This window comes from Amycolatopsis sp. CA-128772, assembly GCF_002904295.1.
Lineage (GTDB): Bacteria > Actinomycetota > Actinomycetes > Mycobacteriales > Pseudonocardiaceae > Amycolatopsis.
This window is the reverse complement of sequence record NZ_PPHG01000018.1, coordinates 41778-61633: the sequence shown is the minus strand read 5'-3', so window position 1 is coordinate 61633 and position 19856 is coordinate 41778. Positions and strand designations below refer to the sequence as shown.

The 19856-nt window shown below is 70.8% G+C and carries 20 protein-coding genes and 2 tRNA genes; 4 read left to right on the top strand and 18 right to left on the bottom strand.

The features are described 5' to 3' along the window. Positions 1–36: 36 nt before the first annotated feature. Entirely contained in the window at positions 37–1134 is a 1098-nt protein-coding gene (locus tag C2L59_RS07155; RefSeq protein WP_199198954.1) for a hypothetical protein, read from the bottom strand. 394 nt (positions 1135–1528) lie between these two features. Beyond that, positions 1529–1954, bottom strand: coding sequence for a helix-turn-helix domain-containing protein (locus C2L59_RS07150; RefSeq protein WP_103348709.1), 426 nt, complete (start codon positions 1952–1954; stop codon positions 1529–1531). A gap of 156 nt (positions 1955–2110) precedes the next feature. Between C2L59_RS07150 and C2L59_RS07145 the strand changes: the two genes are divergently transcribed. Next, entirely contained in the window at positions 2111–2521 is a 411-nt protein-coding gene (locus C2L59_RS07145) for a hypothetical protein (protein ID WP_103348708.1), read from the top strand. Positions 2522–2577: 56 nt separating this feature from the next. On the opposite strand, the gene C2L59_RS46950 is transcribed toward C2L59_RS07145, so the two are convergent. From C2L59_RS46950 to C2L59_RS07130, 3 genes are all read right to left on the bottom strand, one after another. Then, positions 2578–2778 (bottom strand): hypothetical protein, encoded by a 201-nt coding sequence (locus C2L59_RS46950; RefSeq protein WP_146060284.1) that lies wholly within the window; start codon positions 2776–2778, stop codon positions 2578–2580. Positions 2779–2872: 94 nt separating this feature from the next. Further along, positions 2873–3415 (bottom strand): type 1 glutamine amidotransferase domain-containing protein, encoded by a 543-nt coding sequence (locus C2L59_RS07135; RefSeq protein WP_103348706.1) that lies wholly within the window; start codon positions 3413–3415, stop codon positions 2873–2875. A 148-nt stretch (positions 3416–3563) separates the two neighbouring features. Continuing rightward, positions 3564–5117 (bottom strand): SpoIIE family protein phosphatase, encoded by a 1554-nt coding sequence (locus C2L59_RS07130; RefSeq protein ID WP_103348705.1) that lies wholly within the window; start codon positions 5115–5117, stop codon positions 3564–3566. 139 nt (positions 5118–5256) lie between these two features. On the opposite strand from C2L59_RS07130, the gene C2L59_RS07125 reads away from it, so the two are divergent. Continuing rightward, positions 5257–9939, top strand: coding sequence for a HAMP domain-containing protein (locus tag C2L59_RS07125; RefSeq protein ID WP_103348850.1), 4683 nt, complete (start codon positions 5257–5259; stop codon positions 9937–9939). Here C2L59_RS07125 and C2L59_RS07120 read toward each other — a convergent pair. Further along, a tRNA-Gly gene (locus tag C2L59_RS07120) sits at positions 9891–9964 on the bottom strand. The genes C2L59_RS07125 and C2L59_RS07120 overlap by 49 nt on opposite strands. 81 nt (positions 9965–10045) lie before the next feature. Here C2L59_RS07120 and C2L59_RS07115 point away from each other — a divergent pair. Then, a tRNA-Pro gene (locus C2L59_RS07115) sits at positions 10046–10122 on the top strand. 94 nt (positions 10123–10216) lie between these two features. Here C2L59_RS07115 and C2L59_RS07110 read toward each other — a convergent pair. From C2L59_RS07110 to C2L59_RS47795, 12 genes are all read right to left on the bottom strand, one after another. Next, entirely contained in the window at positions 10217–11677 is a 1461-nt protein-coding gene (locus C2L59_RS07110) for a site-specific integrase (protein WP_103348704.1), read from the bottom strand. A gap of 2 nt (positions 11678–11679) precedes the next feature. Then, complete coding sequence (locus C2L59_RS07105) at positions 11680–11931, bottom strand: excisionase family DNA-binding protein (RefSeq protein WP_233223316.1); 252 nt, start codon at positions 11929–11931, stop codon at positions 11680–11682. A gap of 438 nt (positions 11932–12369) precedes the next feature. After that, positions 12370–12924, bottom strand: coding sequence for a hypothetical protein (locus tag C2L59_RS46945; RefSeq protein WP_146060283.1), 555 nt, complete (start codon positions 12922–12924; stop codon positions 12370–12372). A 440-nt stretch (positions 12925–13364) separates the two neighbouring features. After that, positions 13365–14054 carry a DUF1643 domain-containing protein gene (locus C2L59_RS07095; protein WP_199198953.1) on the bottom strand — a complete coding sequence of 230 codons (690 nt, stop codon included), beginning with the start codon at positions 14052–14054 and terminating at the stop codon, positions 13365–13367. Then, entirely contained in the window at positions 14054–14326 is a 273-nt protein-coding gene (locus C2L59_RS07090) for a hypothetical protein (protein ID WP_103348701.1), read from the bottom strand. Before C2L59_RS07090 ends, C2L59_RS07095 begins: the two co-directional genes overlap by 1 nt. After that, positions 14323–14667: a hypothetical protein gene (locus tag C2L59_RS07085; RefSeq protein ID WP_146060282.1), complete on the bottom strand. Its 345-nt coding sequence runs from the start codon at positions 14665–14667 to the stop codon at positions 14323–14325. The genes C2L59_RS07090 and C2L59_RS07085 overlap by 4 nt, the downstream gene beginning before the upstream one ends. Then, the gene (locus C2L59_RS07080) at positions 14664–15734 is read right to left on the bottom strand and encodes a hypothetical protein (RefSeq protein ID WP_103348699.1); all 1071 of its coding nucleotides are present in this window, start codon (positions 15732–15734) and stop codon (positions 14664–14666) included. The genes C2L59_RS07085 and C2L59_RS07080 overlap by 4 nt, the downstream gene beginning before the upstream one ends. A 78-nt stretch (positions 15735–15812) precedes the next feature. Further along, positions 15813–17699: a DNA cytosine methyltransferase gene (locus tag C2L59_RS07075; protein ID WP_103348698.1), complete on the bottom strand. Its 1887-nt coding sequence runs from the start codon at positions 17697–17699 to the stop codon at positions 15813–15815. Further along, positions 17696–18034, bottom strand: a complete 339-nt coding sequence (locus tag C2L59_RS07070; protein WP_103348697.1) for a hypothetical protein — start codon at positions 18032–18034, stop codon at positions 17696–17698. The genes C2L59_RS07075 and C2L59_RS07070 overlap by 4 nt, the downstream gene beginning before the upstream one ends. A gap of 21 nt (positions 18035–18055) precedes the next feature. After that, a complete protein-coding gene (locus tag C2L59_RS49785) occupies positions 18056–18499 on the bottom strand; it encodes an SLOG family protein (protein ID WP_199198952.1) in 444 nt (147 codons plus the stop codon). Continuing rightward, positions 18496–18714, bottom strand: coding sequence for a hypothetical protein (locus tag C2L59_RS47800; RefSeq protein ID WP_199198951.1), 219 nt, complete (start codon positions 18712–18714; stop codon positions 18496–18498). The genes C2L59_RS49785 and C2L59_RS47800 overlap by 4 nt, the downstream gene beginning before the upstream one ends. 72 nt (positions 18715–18786) lie before the next feature. Continuing rightward, positions 18787–19056 carry a hypothetical protein gene (locus C2L59_RS47795; protein WP_199198950.1) on the bottom strand — a complete coding sequence of 90 codons (270 nt, stop codon included), beginning with the start codon at positions 19054–19056 and terminating at the stop codon, positions 18787–18789. A 383-nt stretch (positions 19057–19439) separates the two neighbouring features. Here C2L59_RS47795 and C2L59_RS07060 point away from each other — a divergent pair, with 383 nt between their 5' ends. Then, positions 19440–19853 (top strand): hypothetical protein, encoded by a 414-nt coding sequence (locus C2L59_RS07060; RefSeq protein WP_146060281.1) that lies wholly within the window; start codon positions 19440–19442, stop codon positions 19851–19853. Positions 19854–19856: the final 3 nt, after the last annotated feature.

The following is a 19856-nucleotide window of genomic DNA, read 5'->3' as shown; positions in this document are numbered from 1 at the left end:
TGAACCGGGCACAAGGGCCTTGCCCGCCAGGGACAACTACCTGAAACGCAGTTCCCGCCAGGTCCGTCCCCCATCCGTGGTCCGGTACACGGCGGAACCGCCGTCGGCGTCCGGCTGGCCGTCGACGACGACGCCGGTGCCGCGGCCGGGGAAGTCGAGATCGGACAGCGCGAGGCCGCGTTCGGACAGTGCCAGCGTCGCCCAGGTGCGGCCGCCGTCGGCCGTGCTGTGCAGGAACCCGACGCCCCCGCCCATGGCCGCGACGGTCGCGGAGGCCGGCGAGGCGGCCGCGAACCCCTGGTTGATGCCGGTGAACGGCGCGGCGGCGGTCCCGCTGAAGGTCCCGCCGAGCTGCGGCGCGTGCCGCAGCTGCCGTTCGGTCGAGCCGGGCTGCGGCGAGCCGGGGCTGCTGCTGCACAACGCCACGACCTGCCGGTCGCGGACGCCGGCGAGCGAGGCGACCTCCCCCGCCGGGCACGGCGGACCCGCCGGGGCGAACCGGACACCGTCGCGCGAGGTCCAGTACTGCTCGGTGCCGTAGTCCGAGCCGAGCGCGACCTGCAGGCCGCCGCCGACGGCCAGGTCGCCGTAGGTGAGCCCGCCGCTGACCGCGAACCCGGGCACCGGCCGCAGCACCGGCGAGCCGGCGGGCCCGGAGTACAGCCGCGTCGAGCCCTGCCCGTCGCGGTAGGCGGTCAGCATGGCGAAGACCCGGCCGCCGGTCTCGGCGATCTTCGAGAGGTAGAACGGCTCCCGCGCGCCGGCCAGGGTGACGGAGTGCCAGGTGGCCGCGCCATCGCGGGTGGCGCGCAGGTGGACGCCGTCGCTGACGTACGCGACCCGGTCATCGACGGCGGTGAGGGCGACGTGGTTGTGGTTGTCCGGCAGGGCCATCGGCGGCGCCCCCAGGCGGCGCCAGCGCCGCCCGCCGTCGGAGGTGCCGAGCAGCACGGGACACCACGCGCCGGCACACGGCCGGTACCCGAGGACGTACCCGGTGTCCGGGCCGGTCCAGCTGGCGGAGGCGGGCCGGAAGCCGGAGGGGACCACGGTTCCGGCGGTCGCGGGTGGGGCAAAAGCGGCGAGGAGGGCGAGGACGGACACCAGCAGCGCACAGCGCCGGGGAGTGCTCATGATCAGCTGGACGTCTCGTGCGGGGCGGGGGTTGCCGCACCGGGCGGAGTTGCGCCGCGCGGCTCAGTGGGCGTGCGGCCAGGCGGGTGGCGGGTTGCGCCGGACCGGTGACGTCGGCGAGTGGTTCGGGACCGCGGGGGTTTGCGACAGCAGGGCAGGGTGGGCGCGCCGTCCCCGGGCGCCTAGCCGCGGGATATCGCCGCGGCAGGCCGGGTGCGCGCCATCCCGGGCGCCCACCTGCGGGATTTCACCGCCGCAGGCCGGGTGCGCGCGCCACCCCCGGGCACCCACCCGCGGGACTTCGCCGCGGCAGACCGGGTGCACGCGCCACCCCGGGCGCCCAGCCGCAGCCGACGACCCGGCCCATCGCCGAATTCCGGCACCCCGCCAAGCCTCAGGTCAGGTTCTCCGCCACCGACGCGACCCACCGCAGCAAATCGGCGCCGGCGGCCAGGTCGCCGAGCACGATGACCTTCATCGTCGCCCGCTCGCCGTCGTGGATGGTCTCCACCCGCAGGGGCCGCTCGCCCGCCTCGCGGGGGCCGTTCACCGAGGCCAGCACCATCGTCGCGAGGCGGTCGGCCGCCGCCCGGTCGAGGCCGGTGATCTCGGCGACCGCCGACAGCTCGGCCGCCGGGGCCGGGGCGCGCTCGGCGACCGGCAGCCCGGTGAAGGCCTCGAGGTCGGTGGCGGTGATGCGGTACTGCTTGCCGATCCGGACCGCCTTCAGCCGCCCGTCCCGCACGTACTTCCGAACCGTCCGGACGTGCAGGCCAAGCTTCGCGGCGACCTGCTCGACGGAAAAGACGTCCTGCGGCATGACCCTCCTCGCGTTCCGCAAAGTACCTTATCACGCACCCAAAAAGGGAACTTTGCGGAAGAGTGGTTCACTCGGCCGGGTGACGGGTATTCCCGGGTGTTGTTCCTGTTCGCCCAGATACGTCCACATCGGACAGTCGAAAGGACGGCGCCGACGATGCCGTATCCCCCGCCCCCGGAGCCGTACGGCACGCCGTACGAGCCCGCACCCGCCGAAGAGATCGTGGAACGCACCCACCCGCGCCTCCGGGCGGTACGCACGGTCAACGCCCTCATCCACCTCGTCTGCGCGGTGTTCGCGCTGGTCCTGGCCCTGCACATCGTGCTGGTGCTGGGCGGGGCGAATTCGGCGAACGGCTTCGCGCACCTGATCTCGGAGTGGTCGGCGGGCGTGTCGCTCGGCCTGCGGAACCTCTTCACGCCGGACTCGGAAGGCCTGCGGACGTTCCTCAACGACGGCCTGGCCGCCATCATCTGGCTCGTCATCGGCGCCATCCTGACCGACGTCATCACGCGCATCGGCGTGCCCGGCCCGCGGCGGGTCTGGTACCGGCGCAGCTACCGCTGACGCACCCACGGGAAAGGGCCCCCGAAACGTTTCGGGGGCCCTTTCCCGTGGGTCGGTCAAAGCTGGGGCTGGCCGGCTACCGGTTGAACGGGCTCCGGCTCGGGTTCGGGCAGGGCCTGTCCGGCCGGCTCGCCGCCCCGGGGTGCGGGAACGCCCTCGGCGGCGATCGCGTCGAAGTGTTCACGGCACCAGCGGCCGTAGCGCCTTGCGTGCACAGTCATCGCGTCCACCTCCTCTCCACGGGCGATTCCGGTCACACCCTCAGCGTCCTCCGCCGCGGTGCCGAAAGCCAACAGATTTAAGCGGGACTTAACACACCCGTTCGGGTGAGAGTCCACAGAGGACCGGCGGTCAGGCCGCGAACTCCCGCACCACCGTCCGGCAGAACGCCGGCAGGTCGTCCGGGTTGCGGCTGGAAACCAGTCCGTTGTCCACTACCACCTCTTCGTCGACCACGGTGGCACCGGCGTTACGCAGGTCCGTCCGGATGCTCGGGTACGACGTCAACGTGCGGCCACGTACGACATCCGCTTCGACGAGCGTCCACGGACCGTGGCAAATCACCCCGACCGGCTTGCCGGCGCGCACGAAGTCGCCGACGAACTTGACCGCGGCGGGGTCCGTGCGCAGGTTGTCGGGGTTCATCGTGCCGCCGGGCAGCAGCAGCGCGTCGAAATCGCCGATTTCGACGTCGGCCACCTTCCGGTCCACCGCGAACCGGTCACCCTTGTCGATGTCGCCGTTCATCGCCTGGATCTCGCCGGTGTCCAGCGAGACCAGCTCGACCGTCGCGCCCTCGTCGAGGACGGCCTGGCGCGGCTTCTCCAGCTCGACCTGTTCGACGCCGTCCGCGGCCAGGATCGCGACCCGGCGTCCTTGCAGTGCGTTCGCCATGGGGCTCCTCCGTCGGAAAACCGATTGCACCGGGGTGATTACCCCCTCGTCACGGCGTCAAACCCAAGTCCACAAAGGACGGTGCAGTGACATCCGGGGCTTCGCCCCGGGCCGGGGCTCCGCCACCCGGAACCCCCGGAAGAGGGGGTCAGTCCACGCATTCGATGGCCAGCACGGCGATATCGTCGTGTGCCGAGCTGCCCAGCCAGTCGCGAACGGTCTGGCGCAGCCGCCGCACGACTTCACGGGCAGGCTCCCCCGTCCCCGCCGTGAGCACGGCACGTAGCCGGTCGTCTCCGAAGAGTTCCGTCGGGTCGTGCCGGTTGCGGGCTTCGGTGATGCCGTCGGTGTACAGCAGGCACACGTCGCCGCGTTCCAGCCGCACCTCCGCCTCGGCGAACCGGGCCTGCGGCGAGATGCCGACCAGCGTGCCCGGCACCGTGACCTCCTCCACGACGCCGGACCGGCGGACGATCAGCGGCGCCGGGTGGCCGCCGGAGGCCAGCGTCAGGCCGACACCCCCGTCCGACGGCCGGGCCGTGCCGAGCACCAGGGTGGCGAACCGGCTGCTGCCGCCCGCGATGAGCAGCTCGTTGAGCAGCCGCAGCAGCGTGCGGCCGTCGCGTTCGACCATGGCGAGCGCGGTCAGCGCGTGCCGGACCCGGCCGGTGAGCGCGGCGGCCTCGGGGCCCTTGCCGCAGACGTCGCCGAGCACCAGGAACGCGCTGCCGTCCCCGTGGGGCAGCACGTCGAAGAAGTCCCCGCCGACCGTGAGGACGCCGGCCGCCGGCTCGTACCAGGTCTCGAACCGGGCGCCGTCGAGTTCCGGCGGGTCGACCGGGCGCAGCGTCGTCTCCAGGCCGCGGGTCGCCTCCTCCTGGCGGGCGTAGCGCTGGGCGTTGGCGAGGGCCGTCCCGGCCGCGTACGCGAACTCGGTCACCGCGCGCGCCTGGTCGGCGCCGAACTCCGGGTCGCCGCGGCGGCCCAGCAGCAGGGCGCCGGTGACCCCGGCGCTCGCGCTCGGCCCGAGCGGGACGACCGAGACGTCGGCGTGCCCGGCGAACCGGTCGGCGACGACCGACGGCAGGGTGGCGACCTCGGCCGCGGGCACCGGGGCCGGCTGGGCGCGCCCGGCGGCGCCGAACGTCGCCGCCAGCACCGGCGCGACCTGGGCGGCGACGCGCCGGATCCGGCCGTGGCCCTGCGCGGCCGGGCGCTCGCAGCTCCACCACTCCCACCGGCCTCGGGTGGTCGGGAGCAGCACGAAGACGGTTTCGGCGAGCGCGGACGCGGCCAGCTCGGCGATCACCCGGGCGGTGCCGTGCCGCCCGCGCGCGGCGGCCAGCCGGGGACCGGCCTCGGCCAGGAAGTCGCCCACGTGCCGGTGCGGGACGTCGTCCGAGACGACGGTCCAGGCGTGCCAGCCGCCGGGCAGGGCCCGGATCCGGGCCGGCCGGCGGTGGCCCGCGGCTTCGACGTGGCCGGAGGTTTCGGTGACGGCGTTCAGGTGCGGTTCGGCGTCCCCGGTCAGCGCCCGCGCCGCGGGGTTCGACCAGCGCACCACCCCGGCGGTGTCCTGCAGGAACACCGCGTCGCGGACGTCTTCGAGGGCCGCCCGTGCGAAGGCGTCGAAGCCCGGCGGCCCGCCGTCACCGGTCATCGGTGGCAGGGCCGCCGACGCCGGGGCCGGACGTGACACCATGCACGGACCTCCTGCCTCCGGACTGCTGTCGCACGGCTACCTCGTGAGCGGGCGGGCTGGCTCGAAGTGTAGGGCGAAGCATGGCACGCTGGGTCGACGACCATGGCTGGCGCATGCGTGGTGGAGAGGGTCGGCACACATGACAACGGAATCCCAGAGCGAAGCGGCCGCGCTGGAGCGGGTGCTCGTGGCGGTGCGGGATCTCGGGGACGGCAACTTCCGCCGGCGGCTCGTCCCGCACGGCGACGGCATCTCGGCGCAGCTCGCGGTCGCGTTCAACGACATCGCCGAGCGCAACCAGCGGCTGGTCAGCGAGCTGCTGCGGGTTCGTGCGGCGGTCGGGCAGGAGGGCCGGCTCGGCGAGCGGCTCGAGGGCCAGGTCGGCCCCGGGGGCTGGACCACCGCCGTCGACGCCGTCAACGGCCTGGTCGAGGACCTCACCCGGCCGGCGATCGAGCTGGAGCGCGTGCTCGGCGGGGTCGCCGACGGCGACCTGTCCCAGCCGATGACGCTGACCCTCGACGGGCGCCCGCTGCGGGGCGCGTACGCCACGCTGGCCAAGACGGTCAACGGCCTCATCGCGCAGCTGTCGCGCTTCGCCGTCGAAGTGACGAGGCTTTCCCGCGAGATCGCGGGTGAGGGACGTCTCGGCGGCCAGGCGGTCGTCCCGGGCGTGTCGGGCACCTGGCGCGACCTGACCGACTCGGTCAACTTCATGGCCGACAACCTCACCGAGCAGGTCCGCAACATCGCCCAGGTCACCACGGCCGTCGCGCGCGGCGACCTGACCCAGAAGATCAACGTCGACGCCCGCGGCGAGATCCTCGAGCTCAAGAACACCATCAACACGATGGTGGACCAGCTGTCTTCGTTCGCCGACGAGGTCACCCGCGTCTCGCGCGAGGTCGGCTCGGACGGCAAGCTCGGCGGCCAGGCGCAGGTGCCGGGCGTCGCCGGGACGTGGCGCGACCTGACCGACTCGGTCAACCTGATGGCCGACAACCTGACCGACCAGGTCCGCGGGATCTCCCAGGTGGCGACCGCGGTGGCCAGCGGCGACCTGACGAAGAAGATCGACGTCGACGCCCGCGGCGAGATCCTGCAGCTGAAGAACACGCTGAACACGATGGTCGACCAGCTCTCGGCGTTCGCCGGCGAGGTCACCCGGGTGGCGCGCGAGGTCGGCAGCGAGGGCAAGCTCGGCGGGCAGGCCGAGGTGCCCGGCGCGGCCGGGACGTGGCGCAGCCTCACCGACTCGGTCAACCAGATGGCCGACAACCTCACCGACCAGGTCCGGAACATCTCGCACGTGACCACGGCCGTGGCGAAGGGCGACCTGACGCAGAAGATCACCGTCGACGCGCGCGGGGAGTTCTTCGAACTCAAGACGACCATGAACACCATGGTGGACCAGCTGTCCGCGTTCGCCGACGAAGTCACCCGGGTGGCGCGCGAGGTCGGCACGGAGGGTCAGCTCGGCGGCCAGGCGCAGGTCCCCGGCGTCGCCGGCACCTGGCGCGACCTGACCGGGTCGGTGAACTTCATGGCGAACAACCTGACCACCCAGGTCCGCAACATCGCCCAGGTGGCGACGGCCGTCGCGCGCGGCGACCTGACCCAGAAGATCGCGGTGGACGCCCGCGGCGAGATCCTGGAACTGAAGACCACGCTGAACACGATGGTGGACCAGCTGTCCGCCTTCGCGGACGAAGTCACCCGAGTGGCGCGTGAGGTGGGTACCGAAGGCAAGCTCGGCGGCCAGGCCACCGTGCCCGGCGTCGCGGGGACCTGGAAGGACCTGACCGACAACGTCAACTCGATGGCGAACAACCTGACCGACCAGGTCCGGAACATCGCCACGGTGACGGCGGCGGTGGCGAAGGGCGATCTGACGCAGAAGATCACCGTCGACGCGCGCGGCGAGATCCTCGAACTCAAGACCACGCTGAACACGATGGTGGACCAGCTGTCCGCCTTCGCGGACGAAGTCACCCGAGTGGCGCGTGAGGTCGGCACCGAAGGCATCCTCGGCGGCCAGGCGCGCGTCCGCGGCGTTGCCGGTACCTGGAAGGACCTCACCGACAACGTCAACGTCATGGCCGACAACCTGACCGACCAGGTCCGCAACATCGCCACGGTGGCGAGCGCGGTGGCCAACGGCGACCTGTCGAAGAAGATCCGGATCGAGGCCCAGGGCGAGGTCGCGGCGCTGGCCGAGACGCTGAACGGGATGGTCGGGACGCTGCGCGCGTTCGCCGACGAGGTCACCCGCGTCGCCCGCGAAGTCGGCACGGAAGGCATCCTCGGCGGCCAGGCGCGCGTCCCCGGCGTCGCCGGGACGTGGAAGGACCTGACCGAGAACGTCAACTTCATGGCGCACAACCTGACCAGCCAGGTGCGGAACATCTCGCAGGTCACCACGGCCGTCGCGAAGGGTGATCTGACCAAGAAGATCGACGTCGACGCCCGGGGCGAGATCCTCGAGCTCAAGACGACCATGAACACGATGGTCGACCAGCTCTCGGCGTTCGCGTCCGAGGTCACGCGCGTGGCGCGGGAGGTCGGCACCGAGGGCAAGCTGGGCGGGCAGGCCGAGGTCGACGGCGTGTCGGGCACCTGGCAGCGGCTCACCGAGAGCGTGAACCAGCTGGCCGGGAACCTGACCACGCAGGTCCGCGCGATCGCCCAGGTGGCGACGGCGGTGACGGCCGGCGACCTGACCCGGCACATCACGGTCGACGCGTCCGGCGAGGTCGCGGACCTCAAGGACAACATCAACCAGATGATCGCGAACCTCAAGGAGACGACGAGGACCAACCGCGAGCAGGACTGGCTGAAGACGAACCTCGCGCAGCTGTCCGGGCGGATGCAGGGGCACCGCGACCTGGCGTCGGTGGCGGCCCTGATCCTGTCCGAGCTGGCGCCGCTGGTCCGGGCGCAGCAGGGCGCGTTCTTCCTGGCCCGCGACGACGACCGCGACGGCACGGTGCTGGAGTGCATCGCCGCGTACGGGCTGGCGCAGTCCCGCGCGGGCCTGCGGTTCGCGATGGGCGAGTCGCTGATCGGTCAGTCCGCCGTCGACCAGCGCACGGTCCTGGTGCACAACGCGCCGCCGGAGTACGCGCTGATCTCGTCCGGGCTCGGCTCGGCGGCGCCGGTGAACCTGATCGTGCTGCCGGTGCTGTTCCAGGGCGAGGTGCTCGGGGTGCTGGAGCTGGCCTCGGTGAACGAGTTCAGCACGGTCCACCAGGACCTGCTGGAGCAACTGCGGCACACCATCGGCGTCAACGTGAACACGATCCTGTCGAACTCCCGGACCGAAGCGCTGCTGACGGAGTCGCAGCGGCTGGCCCAGGAGCTGCGGGCGCGGTCGGAGCAGCTGCAGGCCCAGCAGGGCGAGCTGCGGCGGTCCAACACCGAGCTGGCCGAGAAGGCGGCGCTGCTGGCCCAGCAGAACCGCGACATCGAGGTCAAGAACAGCGAGATCGAACAGGCGCGCCAGGAGCTGGAGGAGCGCGCCGGGCAGCTGACGGTGGCGTCGCAGTACAAGACCGAGTTCATGGCGAACATGTCCCACGAGCTGCGGACACCGCTGAACAGCGCGTTGATCCTGGCGAAGCTGCTGTCGGAGAACCCGGAAGGGAACCTGACTGAGAAGCAGATCCAGTTCGCGAAGACGATCTACGCGGCCGGGTCGGACCTGCAGCAGCTGATCAACGACATCCTGGACCTGGCGAAGGTCGAGGCGGGCCGGCTCGACCTGCAGATGACCGACATCACGCTGCCGGAGCTGGTGGACTACGTCGAGTCGCTGTGCCGCCCGCTGACGGCGGACAAGGGCCTGGAGTTCGCGGTCCACATCGACCCGCCGGTGCCCGGGAGCGTCCACACGGACGAGCACCGGCTCCAGCAGATCCTGCGCAACCTGCTTTCGAACGCGGCGAAGTTCACCGACGAGGGCCGCGTCCGCCTGCACATCCGCGCGGCGGATCCGGCGGAAGTGGAGCAGGAGGCGCTGCGCAACGCGCCGGGCATCGTTGCGTTCGCGGTGGAGGACACCGGGATCGGCATCCCGGAGGAGAAGCTGGCGGTGATCTTCGAGGCGTTCCGCCAGGCGGACGGCACGACGAGCCGCAAGTACGGCGGCACGGGCCTGGGGCTGAACATCAGCCAGCAGCTGACGGAGCTCCTGGGCGGCGAGCTGCGCGTGGTGAGCGAGCCGGGCGTCGGCTCGACGTTCACGCTGTACCTCCCGGTGGCGGCGGCCAACCTGGTGGACCCGGTGACGGCGCTGTCGTCGCCGCGGCTGCCGCCGGTACCGAGCACGGTCCTGGTGGCGGCCCCGGACGTGACCCCCAAGCGCTTCCACGGCGAAAAGGTCCTGATCGTCGACGACGACCTGCGGAACGTGTTCGCCCTGGCGGCGGTCCTGGAGCAGGCGGGCCTGGAGGTGATCTACGCGGAGACGGGCGTGGACGGCATCCGCGCCCTGGAGCGCAACGAGGACACGGCGCTGGTCCTGATGGACGTGATGATGCCGGAACTGGACGGCAACGCCACAATCGCCGCCATCCGAGCCGAGGCGGCGAACGCGGACCTGCCGGTGATCGCGGTCACAGCGAAAGCGACGGCCGAAGACCGGGCCCGAACCCTGGCCAGCGGCGCGGACGACTACATCACGAAGCCGGTGGACACGGACAAACTGCTGGACGTGATAGCGGCCAAACTGGAGGCCGACGCCGCCTCAACCCGCGACGCCGCCTCGCTGCCGGATGGAGCGGGTGACGGGAATCGAACCCGCGTAGCTAGTTTGGAAGACTAGGGCTCTACCATTGAGCTACACCCGCGTGCCCCCGGAGGGACCCGGGTGCGTCGCTAGCTTAGCGTGACCCGCTAGGCTGATCACACACCCCCCTGGGGGGTGGCCTCGGGATGTGGCGCAGCTTGGTAGCGCATCCGCTTTGGGAGCGGAGGGTCGCAGGTTCAAATCCTGTCATCCCGACCAGTAGTACGGCTTTCACCAGCAAGAACGGCGGGACCGCGTCTCGGACGTAGTCCTGCCGTCTCAGTTTCCGTCTCAGTACAAGCCGTTATACAACTCAAATCACTGCCCGCCAGCCGGGCGGCTCCTCGTCGTCAGGGCCGTCACCTGGCGTCTTAGCAGCGTCCAGCAGTCGCTGCAGCTGGTCGATAAGCGAAGCGGTGTCCGGCTGCGCAGTGGACGTCGGCGGGGGTGCCGGCGGCGTATCGCTCCACAGGAAGTTCTCGACCTGGTCGGCAATCCCGGCGACGACTTCGGTGGGCACGTGCACATACCGTTTTGCGACCGACGCGTCGCCCCAGCCCATCACTTCCATGATCGCGGGCAGCGGAACCTTCAGGACCAGCAGCATCGTCGCCGCGGTGTGCCGCGCGTCGTGGAGCCGGGCGTCGCGAACGTTGGCCTCTGCCAGCAGCGTCTTCCACTCGTCATGGTCGGCACGCGGGTCGATCGGTCGGCCGTTGGGCTGGGTGAACACCCAGCCGCCGTCATGCCACTCGGTGCCGGCGAACCCCCGCTCCCTGTCCTGTGTGGCCTTGTGCTTGCGCAGCAGTTCGAGCAGCGGCCTGGGGATGCCGACGGTGCGGCGCCCGGCTTTCGACTTCACGTCGACTTCGCGAAGGCCGCCACCGTGGCGCGTCGGACAGGAGCTGGCGTGCCGCACGCAGTCCGGTTGACAGACCGGCGGACAGGTTGCGTGCCGAGTGCACTTCAGCGGGCACGGTGTGACCCTGTGAAGGCGCTCGCCGCACCGGTGCGGGTCAGCACAGCCGTGCTTCCACTTGTACCGCTGGAGCTGACGGGGCGTACGCAGTAGTCCAGCGTCCAAGTCGAGCCGCGACCACTTCAGGCCGAGCGCTTCACCGCGCCGCAGGCCGAGCGCGAGAGCGATCACGAATCGCGCGCCGTTGCGCCGGCCTCGAGCGGCGGCCAGGACTCGCTTCGCCTCAGCTGCGGTCAGCGGGATGATCTCGTCCTCGTCGACGCGCGGCGGCTTCGCGAGCTTCGCCGGGTTCTTAGTCAGGTGCCCGCGGTCGACTGCCACGCCGAAGGCGGTTTTCGCCGTGCGGTGAACCTGATGCGCCGTTCCAGGCTTCGCCCCGGCGTCGGCCATCTTCGCGTAGAGCTTCTCAAGGTGCTCCGGCTCCAGCCTGCGCAGACGGTGCGCGCCGAGCCCGGGAATCAGGTGCTTGTAGACCGCGACGCGGTAGCCGGCAAGCGTGGTTTCTCGCACAGATGGCGCCGCCACGTTCTCGACCCAGTGCGTTAGCCACGTTTCGACCGTCCATGCCCTGGATCCGGGCTTCGAAGCGGTGCCGGCGTCTCGTTGGCGTTCAAGCTCCCGAACTGCGGCGATCACTTCAGCCTCCGTCTTGCGCTCGACGTGCCGACGGTCCGGCTTCCCATTGTCGAGAGCTCCCATCGTGACGCGGCCGTGCCACTTCCCGTCTCGACCGAGGTAGATGCTGCTGGCACCGTTTGGAGCACGCGTGCCTTCGGTGCGCTTCCTCCGGGGCATGGTCAGCACTCCCCCGCTTCAGCGATAAGCCGCTCGATATAGGCCGTCAACTCATCGGCCGGGACGCGCCTATTGCGGCCGATGAGGACACTGGGCACTACGTCATCCTTGATGAGCGCGAACATGGTGGTGCGACTGACTGCGAGCCGGTCGGCGGCCTGTTCGACCGTCAGCATCTCCCGAGGGCCCGTCAAGGTTTCACCGGAGTTCACATCCGCCGCCACATACAATGAAGGAGATTCTGCATTCGCCATGAGAAGAACCGTACTTCAAACCAGACGAATTGAGCAGATGAATTTCAAGTTCATTTCTTTGCCGCAGTTTCAGCAATTGCACGTTTCGCACGTGTCTCCGGCTTCGCGCGCGAATGAGGCACAGACCTTTGATTCCGCTCATGGCGCAGCGTCCCCAAGCCAGGCGGGCGATCAGGCGTTGCTCGTTGAGCGCGGCCCAGCGTGAGGCGCCGCCGCGGCGGACCGAACCCGCAAGCTTCGCCTTGCAAAAGCGCGGGTCCACGCCGTCCGGAGCGGCTGCCGCTGGTCAGCCTGAACCAGGCCGTGTCTGGAGTGGCTCTTGTGTACCGCGACGACGGGTATTCGCAGTCACTATGATCGACATTGATCAACTTTGTCGGATGCCGCCGCTCGGCGTCGCGAGCGGCGGCCGAACATCCCGACGATCAGGTCAAAGAGCTATGCGTCCTTGTAACGGTCCTCGGGGTGACAGACCAGGCCGACCTTCGCACCGTGTGCGGTTTGTCGGATGAACTGCATCCAGTTGGTTGCCTGGAGCACCCAGTCCTTCTCCGATAGGTGCGCGGTCCAGTCCGCCAACTGTGCCCAGGTGCTGCACCGCTCGACGTAGAACCAGTAGCAGTTGTCGCAGTCATCGTCATGAGGGTTGCAGTCGTCGCAGTGCACCTGCCACCGCGCTTCCTCGGGCTCATCGCGTAAGTCACCCATCGTGAGCATCTTTGCGGCGAGTCCTGTTCGGCCCTCGGCTTCGGCCCTCTCGGCCTGCCGCTTGTTGGCAGCGTCTTGAGCCTCTAGCACCCGATTGACCTCGCGGTGCGAGATGTGTACGACGCCCTTGCCGGGCGGGACGTCCTTCTCGCATCCGAAGCAAACAGCCCTCAGGTGGTGGGCCGGACGCACACTCACTGCATGTGCAGCGCGAGTGTAGTTCTGCCCCGAGGCGGCCATCTCAGCCCGGATTGCACGCTTCCGGGCTCGGTCATTACTGCTCATGCCAATCCTCCACGGAACCCCACACCCTCCGCAGGTCGGCTACCAGTGCAGAAGTTGTGCATCACGCTGCGTCGGCGACGGCTTGTCCTCGGTTGCAGCTTCCGGTGTGGGCGGAGTACTGCTCGGAGTCAGGCGGGACGTGTCCGCCGACTCCCACTATAGACGGCTCGGCGAGCAAGAACGAGCCGCACGCGGGGCCAAGGCACTGCCGCGCGCGGTTCCCGCCCCGTTCCTGCTGTCGGCGGCGCTGTCACGACACGACCGCCGCATCCTCGTCGACTTGGGCGGCCTCGGCGGCGTCGACGTTGTGTCGCCGGTGCATCTCGTTCACCTGGGCTTCCTCGGCGGCCCGCCCGGCACGACCTGCGTGCGCTCGACCCGTCTCGCCCGGTCGCGCTCACCGGACCGGGCGGGTCCGGACCGCCGGGCCCGGCCCCGGTCTACGCGGACCAAGCCCGGCCGTCGCAGGTGCGCGGGAACTCCAGCTCGACCAGCGCGGTCTTCGTCAGCATGTGTCCGGGAACGTTCCACCAGCTCGGGTAGGTCTCGGTCGTCGTCACTTCCCCATCGCGTCGGGCTCGGTGTAGCTGGTCAACGTGGTCGTCTTCGGCAGGTACAGCGGGTGCCGCGGCGCCCCGCCCTTTGGTCAATCCCAGACACGCCAGCCCTGGCTGGTACTGCCGGGTCGCGGCCCGCGCGAGAACCCGCGCCACCGCCGGCGCGCGACGCTGCGCGGCCGGGTGGGCACCCCAGGCGGCGACACAGCGGTCGGCCTGGCGTGCGGTCGCGGCGAGGAACACGTCGGTGTCCGGCCCGACCGGGTCGGGGTGGGACTCCACGACGGCCGGGTCGGTGGCGCGCAGCGCGAACAGGTTCACCACCGCCAGCCCGCCGAACCCCCAGCTGCGGGCGAAGCGCTCGACTCGGCGCATCGTGGGGTCGTCTGTGACGGCGTCGGCGGTCGAGGGGTTCAGCATCACGAACATCACCAGCGGGCCCGGCGCCCACGTGCGGGTGAGCAGGTACCGGTAGTTGCCGGTCGGGTCCAGCACGGCGAACGCGCTCTCGAACAGGTTCCCCGACTCCTGCACGACGTTGCGCTTGGTCAGCTCGGGCGGCAGCGTCAGCATCAGCGGATCTCCTTCGGGCTGGCCGGCGGCAGCCGGCGCGGCTGGTCGGTCCGTTCGGCCTCGGCCCGGACCGGGCCGGTCTCCTGCGGGGTGGTGACGGTCAGGTAGACCCGGCCCTGCTTCGCGGCCCCGGCCGCGGCCGGGGGCAGGTACCGGGTGCCGCGCGGGCGGTTGGGGTAGAAATCGCTCGCGTCCTCGATCCTCAGCACGGTCGCCAGCTGTGCAACGGCGGCGGTGATCTCGGCTTCGGTGCCTTCCAAACGGATCCTCATCGGGTGTGCTCCTCACAGGTGATGCGGGTGTTGCGGGTTCGGGCGCGGTCGAGCTGGCGCTGCAAGCTCGCGGGTTTGATGCCGAGCCGGGCTGCGACCTGGTCGTGCTCCAGGCCGCCGAAGGTGCGCAGCACGGCGTGTTCGGCGAGCGTGTCGGCGATCGGGCGGGTGCTGCGCTGGTAGTCGGCCAGCTCGCCGTGGCGGGCTGCGTGGGTTCGGCAGGTGCCGCACAGGCCGCGTCCGTGGTGGCGCACCGTCCCGGCCGGGACAGCGCCGTCGCCGGCGCGCTGGCGGACCATCGGCCGCCCGCACCGCGCGCACGGCCCGTGCGGCGTGCTCACCGCTCGTCCACGCGGGAGGCCAGCAACGCGGCTGGGTCGTTGGCGCGGGAGATGAACGCGCGGTCGTCGGCGCTGATGGTGTCCAGGACCTGCCGCGGGGTCTCGCCGGTGTCCTCGCAGCGGGCCAGGACCTTGTACTTGAGGGCGCCGTAGGCATCCGAGCGGGCGATCGCGCGCACGTCCTTGCCGAACACCGCACCGAGGGCGTCGGCGAACTGCTGCTCCACCGTCAGCTCCGGCTCCCCCTCGGCCTCGTCGCCGTCCGCGGCCGGTGACTCCTGCTCGCCCCGCTCGCCGGCGGGAGCGGCGAGGGCTGGGATCGGCTTCGACACCGGCACCTCGCCGGACTCCGCGGCTTCTGCCAGGTCCGGCCCAGTGGTGTCCTCGTCGGCGTCCGCGGGCTCGAGTTCCTCGGCCAGGTCGGCCAGCGCGCTGAATCGCACCCGCTGCAAGGTGGTGGCCACGGTTTCCAGGGCGAGCATTAGGTCGACGGCCTCGCCGGCGCGCAGGCTGCCCAGGTGACGGCTGGTGAACGTGTCGCCGATCGCTCCCAGGACCGTGGCGGCCAGCCGGGCGGCGTCGCCGCGGGTCAGCCGAACCGGGTGCTGACCGTCGCGGGTGGGCTTGTAGTTGGTGTCGATCTCGACGAGCTGGCGGGTTTCGCCGTAGTCGGCGTGGTTGAGGTCATCGTCGGTGACCTCGCCGGTGAACGTGGAGTCGTAGCCCTCGACGACCTCGACGCGCACGCTGTTGGGCCACTGCTCCAGGTCCTCGGGGTCGGGGGTCCAGCCTTCGAAGCTGGCGCTGAACGGCCGGCGGGGTGCGTGGGCGAGCTCGGCCTCGCGCGCGTCGACCGCAGCCTGCAACTCTGCGGCGGCGGCGGTGAGCAGGACGGTCAGGCAGCCGCAGTCGTCGGGTCTGTCGTGGTGGTGCCCGATGCAGCGGTCGTCGGTGCAGCCGCAGGCGTCGCCGTGCCACTCGTCGGTGCCGAAGTGCTGCTGTGCCCACTGGGTCGGGCTGATCCCGAAACTGTTCAGCGTGGCGCGGGCGGTGTCGTTGAGTTCCACGATTGATGTCCTTTGTGGTCGGTTGTGCTGTGGAGTCCCGGGCGGCGCCGGGTCAGCTCCGCCCGGGAAGAACAGGGGTCAGGCGATGGCTTCGGGGGTGTGGAGCACGGCGCGCAGGCGGGTTCCGAGCCAGGTGCCGACCGCCGGGGAGACGGCGTTGCCGAAGCCGTCGGTCTGGTCGCGGGCCGAGCCCCACACGACGAAGTCGCCGCGGTGGTCGCCGAAGTCGACGTCGAAGCCACACCCGCGGCCGATCTCGTAGGCGGCGAGCATCCGGAAGTAGCAGTCCTCCAGCTCGATCTCGGCGAGCGCGGCCCGCCACTCGGTGGTCAGGAAGCCGGTGGTGTCGCGGCCGGTGAGCGTGCCGAGCGGGTCGGTCAGCGGGTGCGGCGCGGTCTCGGTGCCGCTGCTGCCGTTCTGCTTGAACCAGCCCGCCGCGGTGAGCAGGCCCGGGACCTGGTCGGAGGTGACGGTCGGCATCGCCTCGGCGTGCACCGTCGGGATCGTGTTCTGCCGGAACGGCACGACCCCGGCCGACACCACGCCGAGGGTCTCCGAACCGCCTTGGGTCGGCAGCGGCTCGCCCGCGCCGCGGGGCGCGCCCTGGTAGTTGGCGATCGCGAGCACGACCGCCTTCTCGTGCGTGCTGGTCACGGTGTCCATCGGCCGGGTCAGGTGCTGCCCGTCGCCGTTGTGCCGGTGCGCCGCGACCACCGCGCCCGTCGCGACCGCAGCCGGCGGGGCAAGTAGGGCGGTGCCGTTGGTGCCGGTCTGCGCCCACAGCGGCCGTTCCAGGCCGCGGGAGGGGCAATCCGAGCCGGGACGTTTGAAGGTGTTGCCCGCGGCGGCCATCAGCGCGCCGGTGGAGAGAATCGCGGTTTCCTGCTGGCTGGTCTGGGTGGCCATCGGCTGCCACGGGTGCTTCTCGGTGCCGTGCACGGCCTTCGCAGGCATCAGCACCGCGGGGAACTCGGCGAAGCGCCGGCGGCAGCGCTCCGCGCGGGCCATCGTCGGCGGCGCGAGCGGCGAGGCGACGGTGCCGCCGTCGGGGAGCTTGAACGTCTTGAGCGGCTTGTCACCGATGCGGGTGCCCAGGTTGGACAGGTCGAGCGCGGCCAGCGACGGCGTCATCGGCGGCACGACCGGGCGGCGGCAGGACGGACAGGTGTAGTGGTACTGCTTGCCGTAGCGGACCGACCCGGTCGGCGGGACGCCGGTCTTCCACGTCCACCTGGCTGTCACGATCCGGGAGCAGTGGTCGCACCAGGTTTCGGGCCGGTGATCCAGCTGCGGGGTGGGGAGCTTCTCGTCCCAGAACGCGATGTAGAGGCGGTCTCGCGACTGGGGCACGCCGAAGAACATCGAGTTCAGGTACAGCACCTGGTGGCGGTAGCCGAGGTCGCGGAATTGCCGCAGCCACCACTTGTAGGTGGAGCCGTCGCCGACCTTCGGCCGGCCGGGCAGTGCGAGGCCCCACGACGTGAGCTCGGTGGTGCACTCGACGAGGATCAGCCGCGGGTGATTGACCTGGGCGTAGTGCAGCACGCAGTTCGCGGTCGCCCGGTCGCGCTCGGAGCGGGTGACCCGGGAGTCGAAGTCCGGGTCGTTGAGGTCGAACAAGCTCAGGCCCTGCTCGTAGGCTTTCTGGGTGTTGGCCTGGGAGTGATTGACGCAGGACACCCCCGCACACAGCAGATCGGCGGCGGGCAGATCACGCGCGGAGTGGTAGTCGGCCGCGTCCGGGTCGACCAGGTCGGCGATCCAGTGCTCGGCGTCGGGGTGGTTGGCCTCGTGCACCTGCACCTTGTAGGCGTTGTGGTTGGCGGCCATGATCGTGGTGAACCCGGCCTTCTCGATCCCGCGAGTCAGCCCGCCGAACCCGGAGAACAGATCGACCGCGATCAGCTCGTCATGGCGGAAGCGGCGGCGGCGAGTGGCGGGCCGGTGCGTGGCAGTGCGGCTCATCGGCTCGCCCTGGTCTCGCTGGCGTTCGTGTGGTGGGGGTTGTAGATGCCGACGTCGATGCGGGGGTGCCCCGGACAGGCTCCGCCGGCGCGGTCACCGCGGCGATTGACGTGCAGGCCGAGGAACTGCACCCAGGCGTCGAACGTGGCCTGCGGGGTCGTGTCGAACGGGTCGTCGATCTCGCCGTACAGGCACGAGCCCGCGACGGCGTTGACGGTCCAGACCATCGGCGGGATTTCGGCCTCGGACGCGGCAGTGAGCATCTCCGCCAGAGCGTGAGCCTTGCGAACCTGCTGCTCTCGCTCGAACCAGCGATCGTCGGATGTCGTGGTCATGACGTTCTCCGTCCTGTGTGGTCAGAGGGTGAGGTGGTCGTCGTCGGTGCGGTAGCGGTGCACGGTGGTGGGGATCCCGGCGCGCTGAGCGGCTGTGGCGCAGTGGGTGGCGCCGCGGGAGCGGTCGCGGATGAAGGCCAGGCACACCTCGGCGCCCGCGGCGACCATGGCGGCGTTGCGGACCATCCCGGCGGCCGGGCAGAACGAGGCCCCGCGCTGCCCGTGGCGGCGGTGTCCCGGCGGGCAGCTGGTGGCGCACGGTCCGCGCCAGTCGGCCGGCCACCGCTCCACGTTGCCGCCCCAGTGGGTCCAGCACTGCTCGGCCAGCAGATCCGCGCCCCGAGCCGCGGCGCCGGACACCAGCACCGCGCCGGGGAACTGCTGCCATGCCTGCGCGAGCGCGTCGCGGATCGCGACGGCGTCGGTGAAGGTGCGGGACCCGGTCACCAGCACGCGCGCGGTCACGCCCCGGTCCCCTCCGGCTCGCACGCGAACAACTGCTCCTGGCCCTCGACCGCGCCCCAGCCGGCGAGTTTCGTCTCGGCGCCTGCGGTGCCCGCGGGACGCTTGCCACGCTGCTTCGCGGCGGCGGTCTGGGCCTTCAATGCCTGGAACTGCTCGATCGTCATCCCGCACGCCTCGGCGGCGATCTCCTCGTGGGTCTTCTTCGGCTTCGCCATCGCGCGTCTCTCCTGTCTGGTGTGGACGGTGGTGTCCCGGGCGGGACAGGATTGGCCCCACCCGGAAGCGGGTCAGAGGCAATCGGTGTCCGCGTCGTCGTCGGTCTGCGCGCGGGTGGCGCCGCGCTGTGCGGCGATCTCGTCGTCGGTGGCGGCGATCACGGCGCGGTATGCCTCGACCAGCTCGTCGCCCTCGACCACCTCGTTCTCGATCCATTCCTCGATTTCTTCGCGGCCGTACGCGCGGACCTCGGCGAGGCAGGCGGCGTCGGTGATCTCGCGGTCGGGGTTCTGTTCACGGCTGTCGGCGATCACGAGTGCTTTCGCGGTGGTGAGGTCCATGGCGGTTGCCTTCCGGTGGCCGGGTACGGAGCGGGCGGCGCTGCTTGCTGGTCCGGGTTTTCTTCGCTGCCCGTAGGGCGGGCGACGGCTTCACCCGTCGCCCTTATCGGCGCTGTGCGCGGCCCCGGAGGCTCGCGATCAAGGGATCAGGCAGAAAGTTTTTGGAGCCACGCGCTTTTTGTGGATCCAAAAAGTTTCTGACCCCTTGATCGTGAGGTGGGGCCGTGCTAAGCCGGGCTGCGAAGCAGCAAAGGCACTGTCCGCGCTTGCGCGGACCTTGCTCCGCCCGCAGAGGGCGGTCCTCAGTAGCGGTGACCGGACCCGGGCGAATTGGCCCGTCCGGAGTGCAGGATCTGTCGGTGCCCTGTGCCACCATCGAAGGCATGGAGCTGACCGGACGCGATTTCGATCGCATTCCCCGCGGGAATGTGCGTGTTCCGGTGGTCGAGTTCGCGCGCATGTGGCTCGCCGCCGAACGCCAGTACGAGCAGGACAAGACGTGGGCGAACTACGGTGTTGTCGAGACCTGCCGGTGGCTGGCCGGCGCGACCGTGCCGAGCCGGTTCGGCGGGGGGCGCGTCCCGAGCGCACCGGTCACGCATCGCAGCGGCCTGGCGCACGAGGAAACCATCGAAGCTGAGGCGCTCGCCGCCGAAGTGCTGCTATTGCGCCAGCCCGAGCCGGCGTGGCTGGCCAGCCAGCCGGGCTGGCTTCCCGCGGTGGTCAAGACCCTGGCGTGGGCGTGGCGCCGCAGCGGTGTCCCGCCGCTCGAGGTTCCCGCGCCCCGCCAGGGCTGACCT

Bases quoted from the DNA above. Each gene is read 5' to 3' on its own strand.
- C2L59_RS07155 (WP_199198954.1), bottom strand. From the start codon at position 1,134: ATGAGCACTCCCCGGCGCTGTGCGCTGCTGGTGTCCGTCCTCGCCCTC.
- C2L59_RS07150 (WP_103348709.1), bottom strand. From the start codon at position 1,954: ATGCCGCAGGACGTCTTTTCCGTCGAGCAGGTCGCCGCGAAGCTTGGC.
- C2L59_RS07145 (WP_103348708.1), top strand. From the start codon at position 2,111: ATGCCGTATCCCCCGCCCCCGGAGCCGTACGGCACGCCGTACGAGCCC.
- C2L59_RS07135 (WP_103348706.1), bottom strand. From the start codon at position 3,415: ATGGCGAACGCACTGCAAGGACGCCGGGTCGCGATCCTGGCCGCGGAC.
- C2L59_RS07130 (WP_103348705.1), bottom strand. From the start codon at position 5,117: ATGGTGTCACGTCCGGCCCCGGCGTCGGCGGCCCTGCCACCGATGACC.
- C2L59_RS07125 (WP_103348850.1), top strand. From the start codon at position 5,257: ATGACAACGGAATCCCAGAGCGAAGCGGCCGCGCTGGAGCGGGTGCTC.
- C2L59_RS07110 (WP_103348704.1), bottom strand. From the start codon at position 11,677: ATGCCCCGGAGGAAGCGCACCGAAGGCACGCGTGCTCCAAACGGTGCC.
- C2L59_RS07105 (WP_233223316.1), bottom strand. From the start codon at position 11,931: ATGGCGAATGCAGAATCTCCTTCATTGTATGTGGCGGCGGATGTGAAC.
- C2L59_RS46945 (WP_146060283.1), bottom strand. From the start codon at position 12,924: ATGAGCAGTAATGACCGAGCCCGGAAGCGTGCAATCCGGGCTGAGATG.
- C2L59_RS07095 (WP_199198953.1), bottom strand. From the start codon at position 14,054: ATGCTGACGCTGCCGCCCGAGCTGACCAAGCGCAACGTCGTGCAGGAG.
- C2L59_RS07090 (WP_103348701.1), bottom strand. From the start codon at position 14,326: ATGAGGATCCGTTTGGAAGGCACCGAAGCCGAGATCACCGCCGCCGTT.
- C2L59_RS07075 (WP_103348698.1), bottom strand. From the start codon at position 17,699: ATGAGCCGCACTGCCACGCACCGGCCCGCCACTCGCCGCCGCCGCTTC.
- C2L59_RS07070 (WP_103348697.1), bottom strand. From the start codon at position 18,034: ATGACCACGACATCCGACGATCGCTGGTTCGAGCGAGAGCAGCAGGTT.
- C2L59_RS47800 (WP_199198951.1), bottom strand. From the start codon at position 18,714: ATGGCGAAGCCGAAGAAGACCCACGAGGAGATCGCCGCCGAGGCGTGC.
- C2L59_RS47795 (WP_199198950.1), bottom strand. From the start codon at position 19,056: ATGGACCTCACCACCGCGAAAGCACTCGTGATCGCCGACAGCCGTGAA.
- C2L59_RS07060 (WP_146060281.1), top strand. From the start codon at position 19,440: ATGGAGCTGACCGGACGCGATTTCGATCGCATTCCCCGCGGGAATGTG.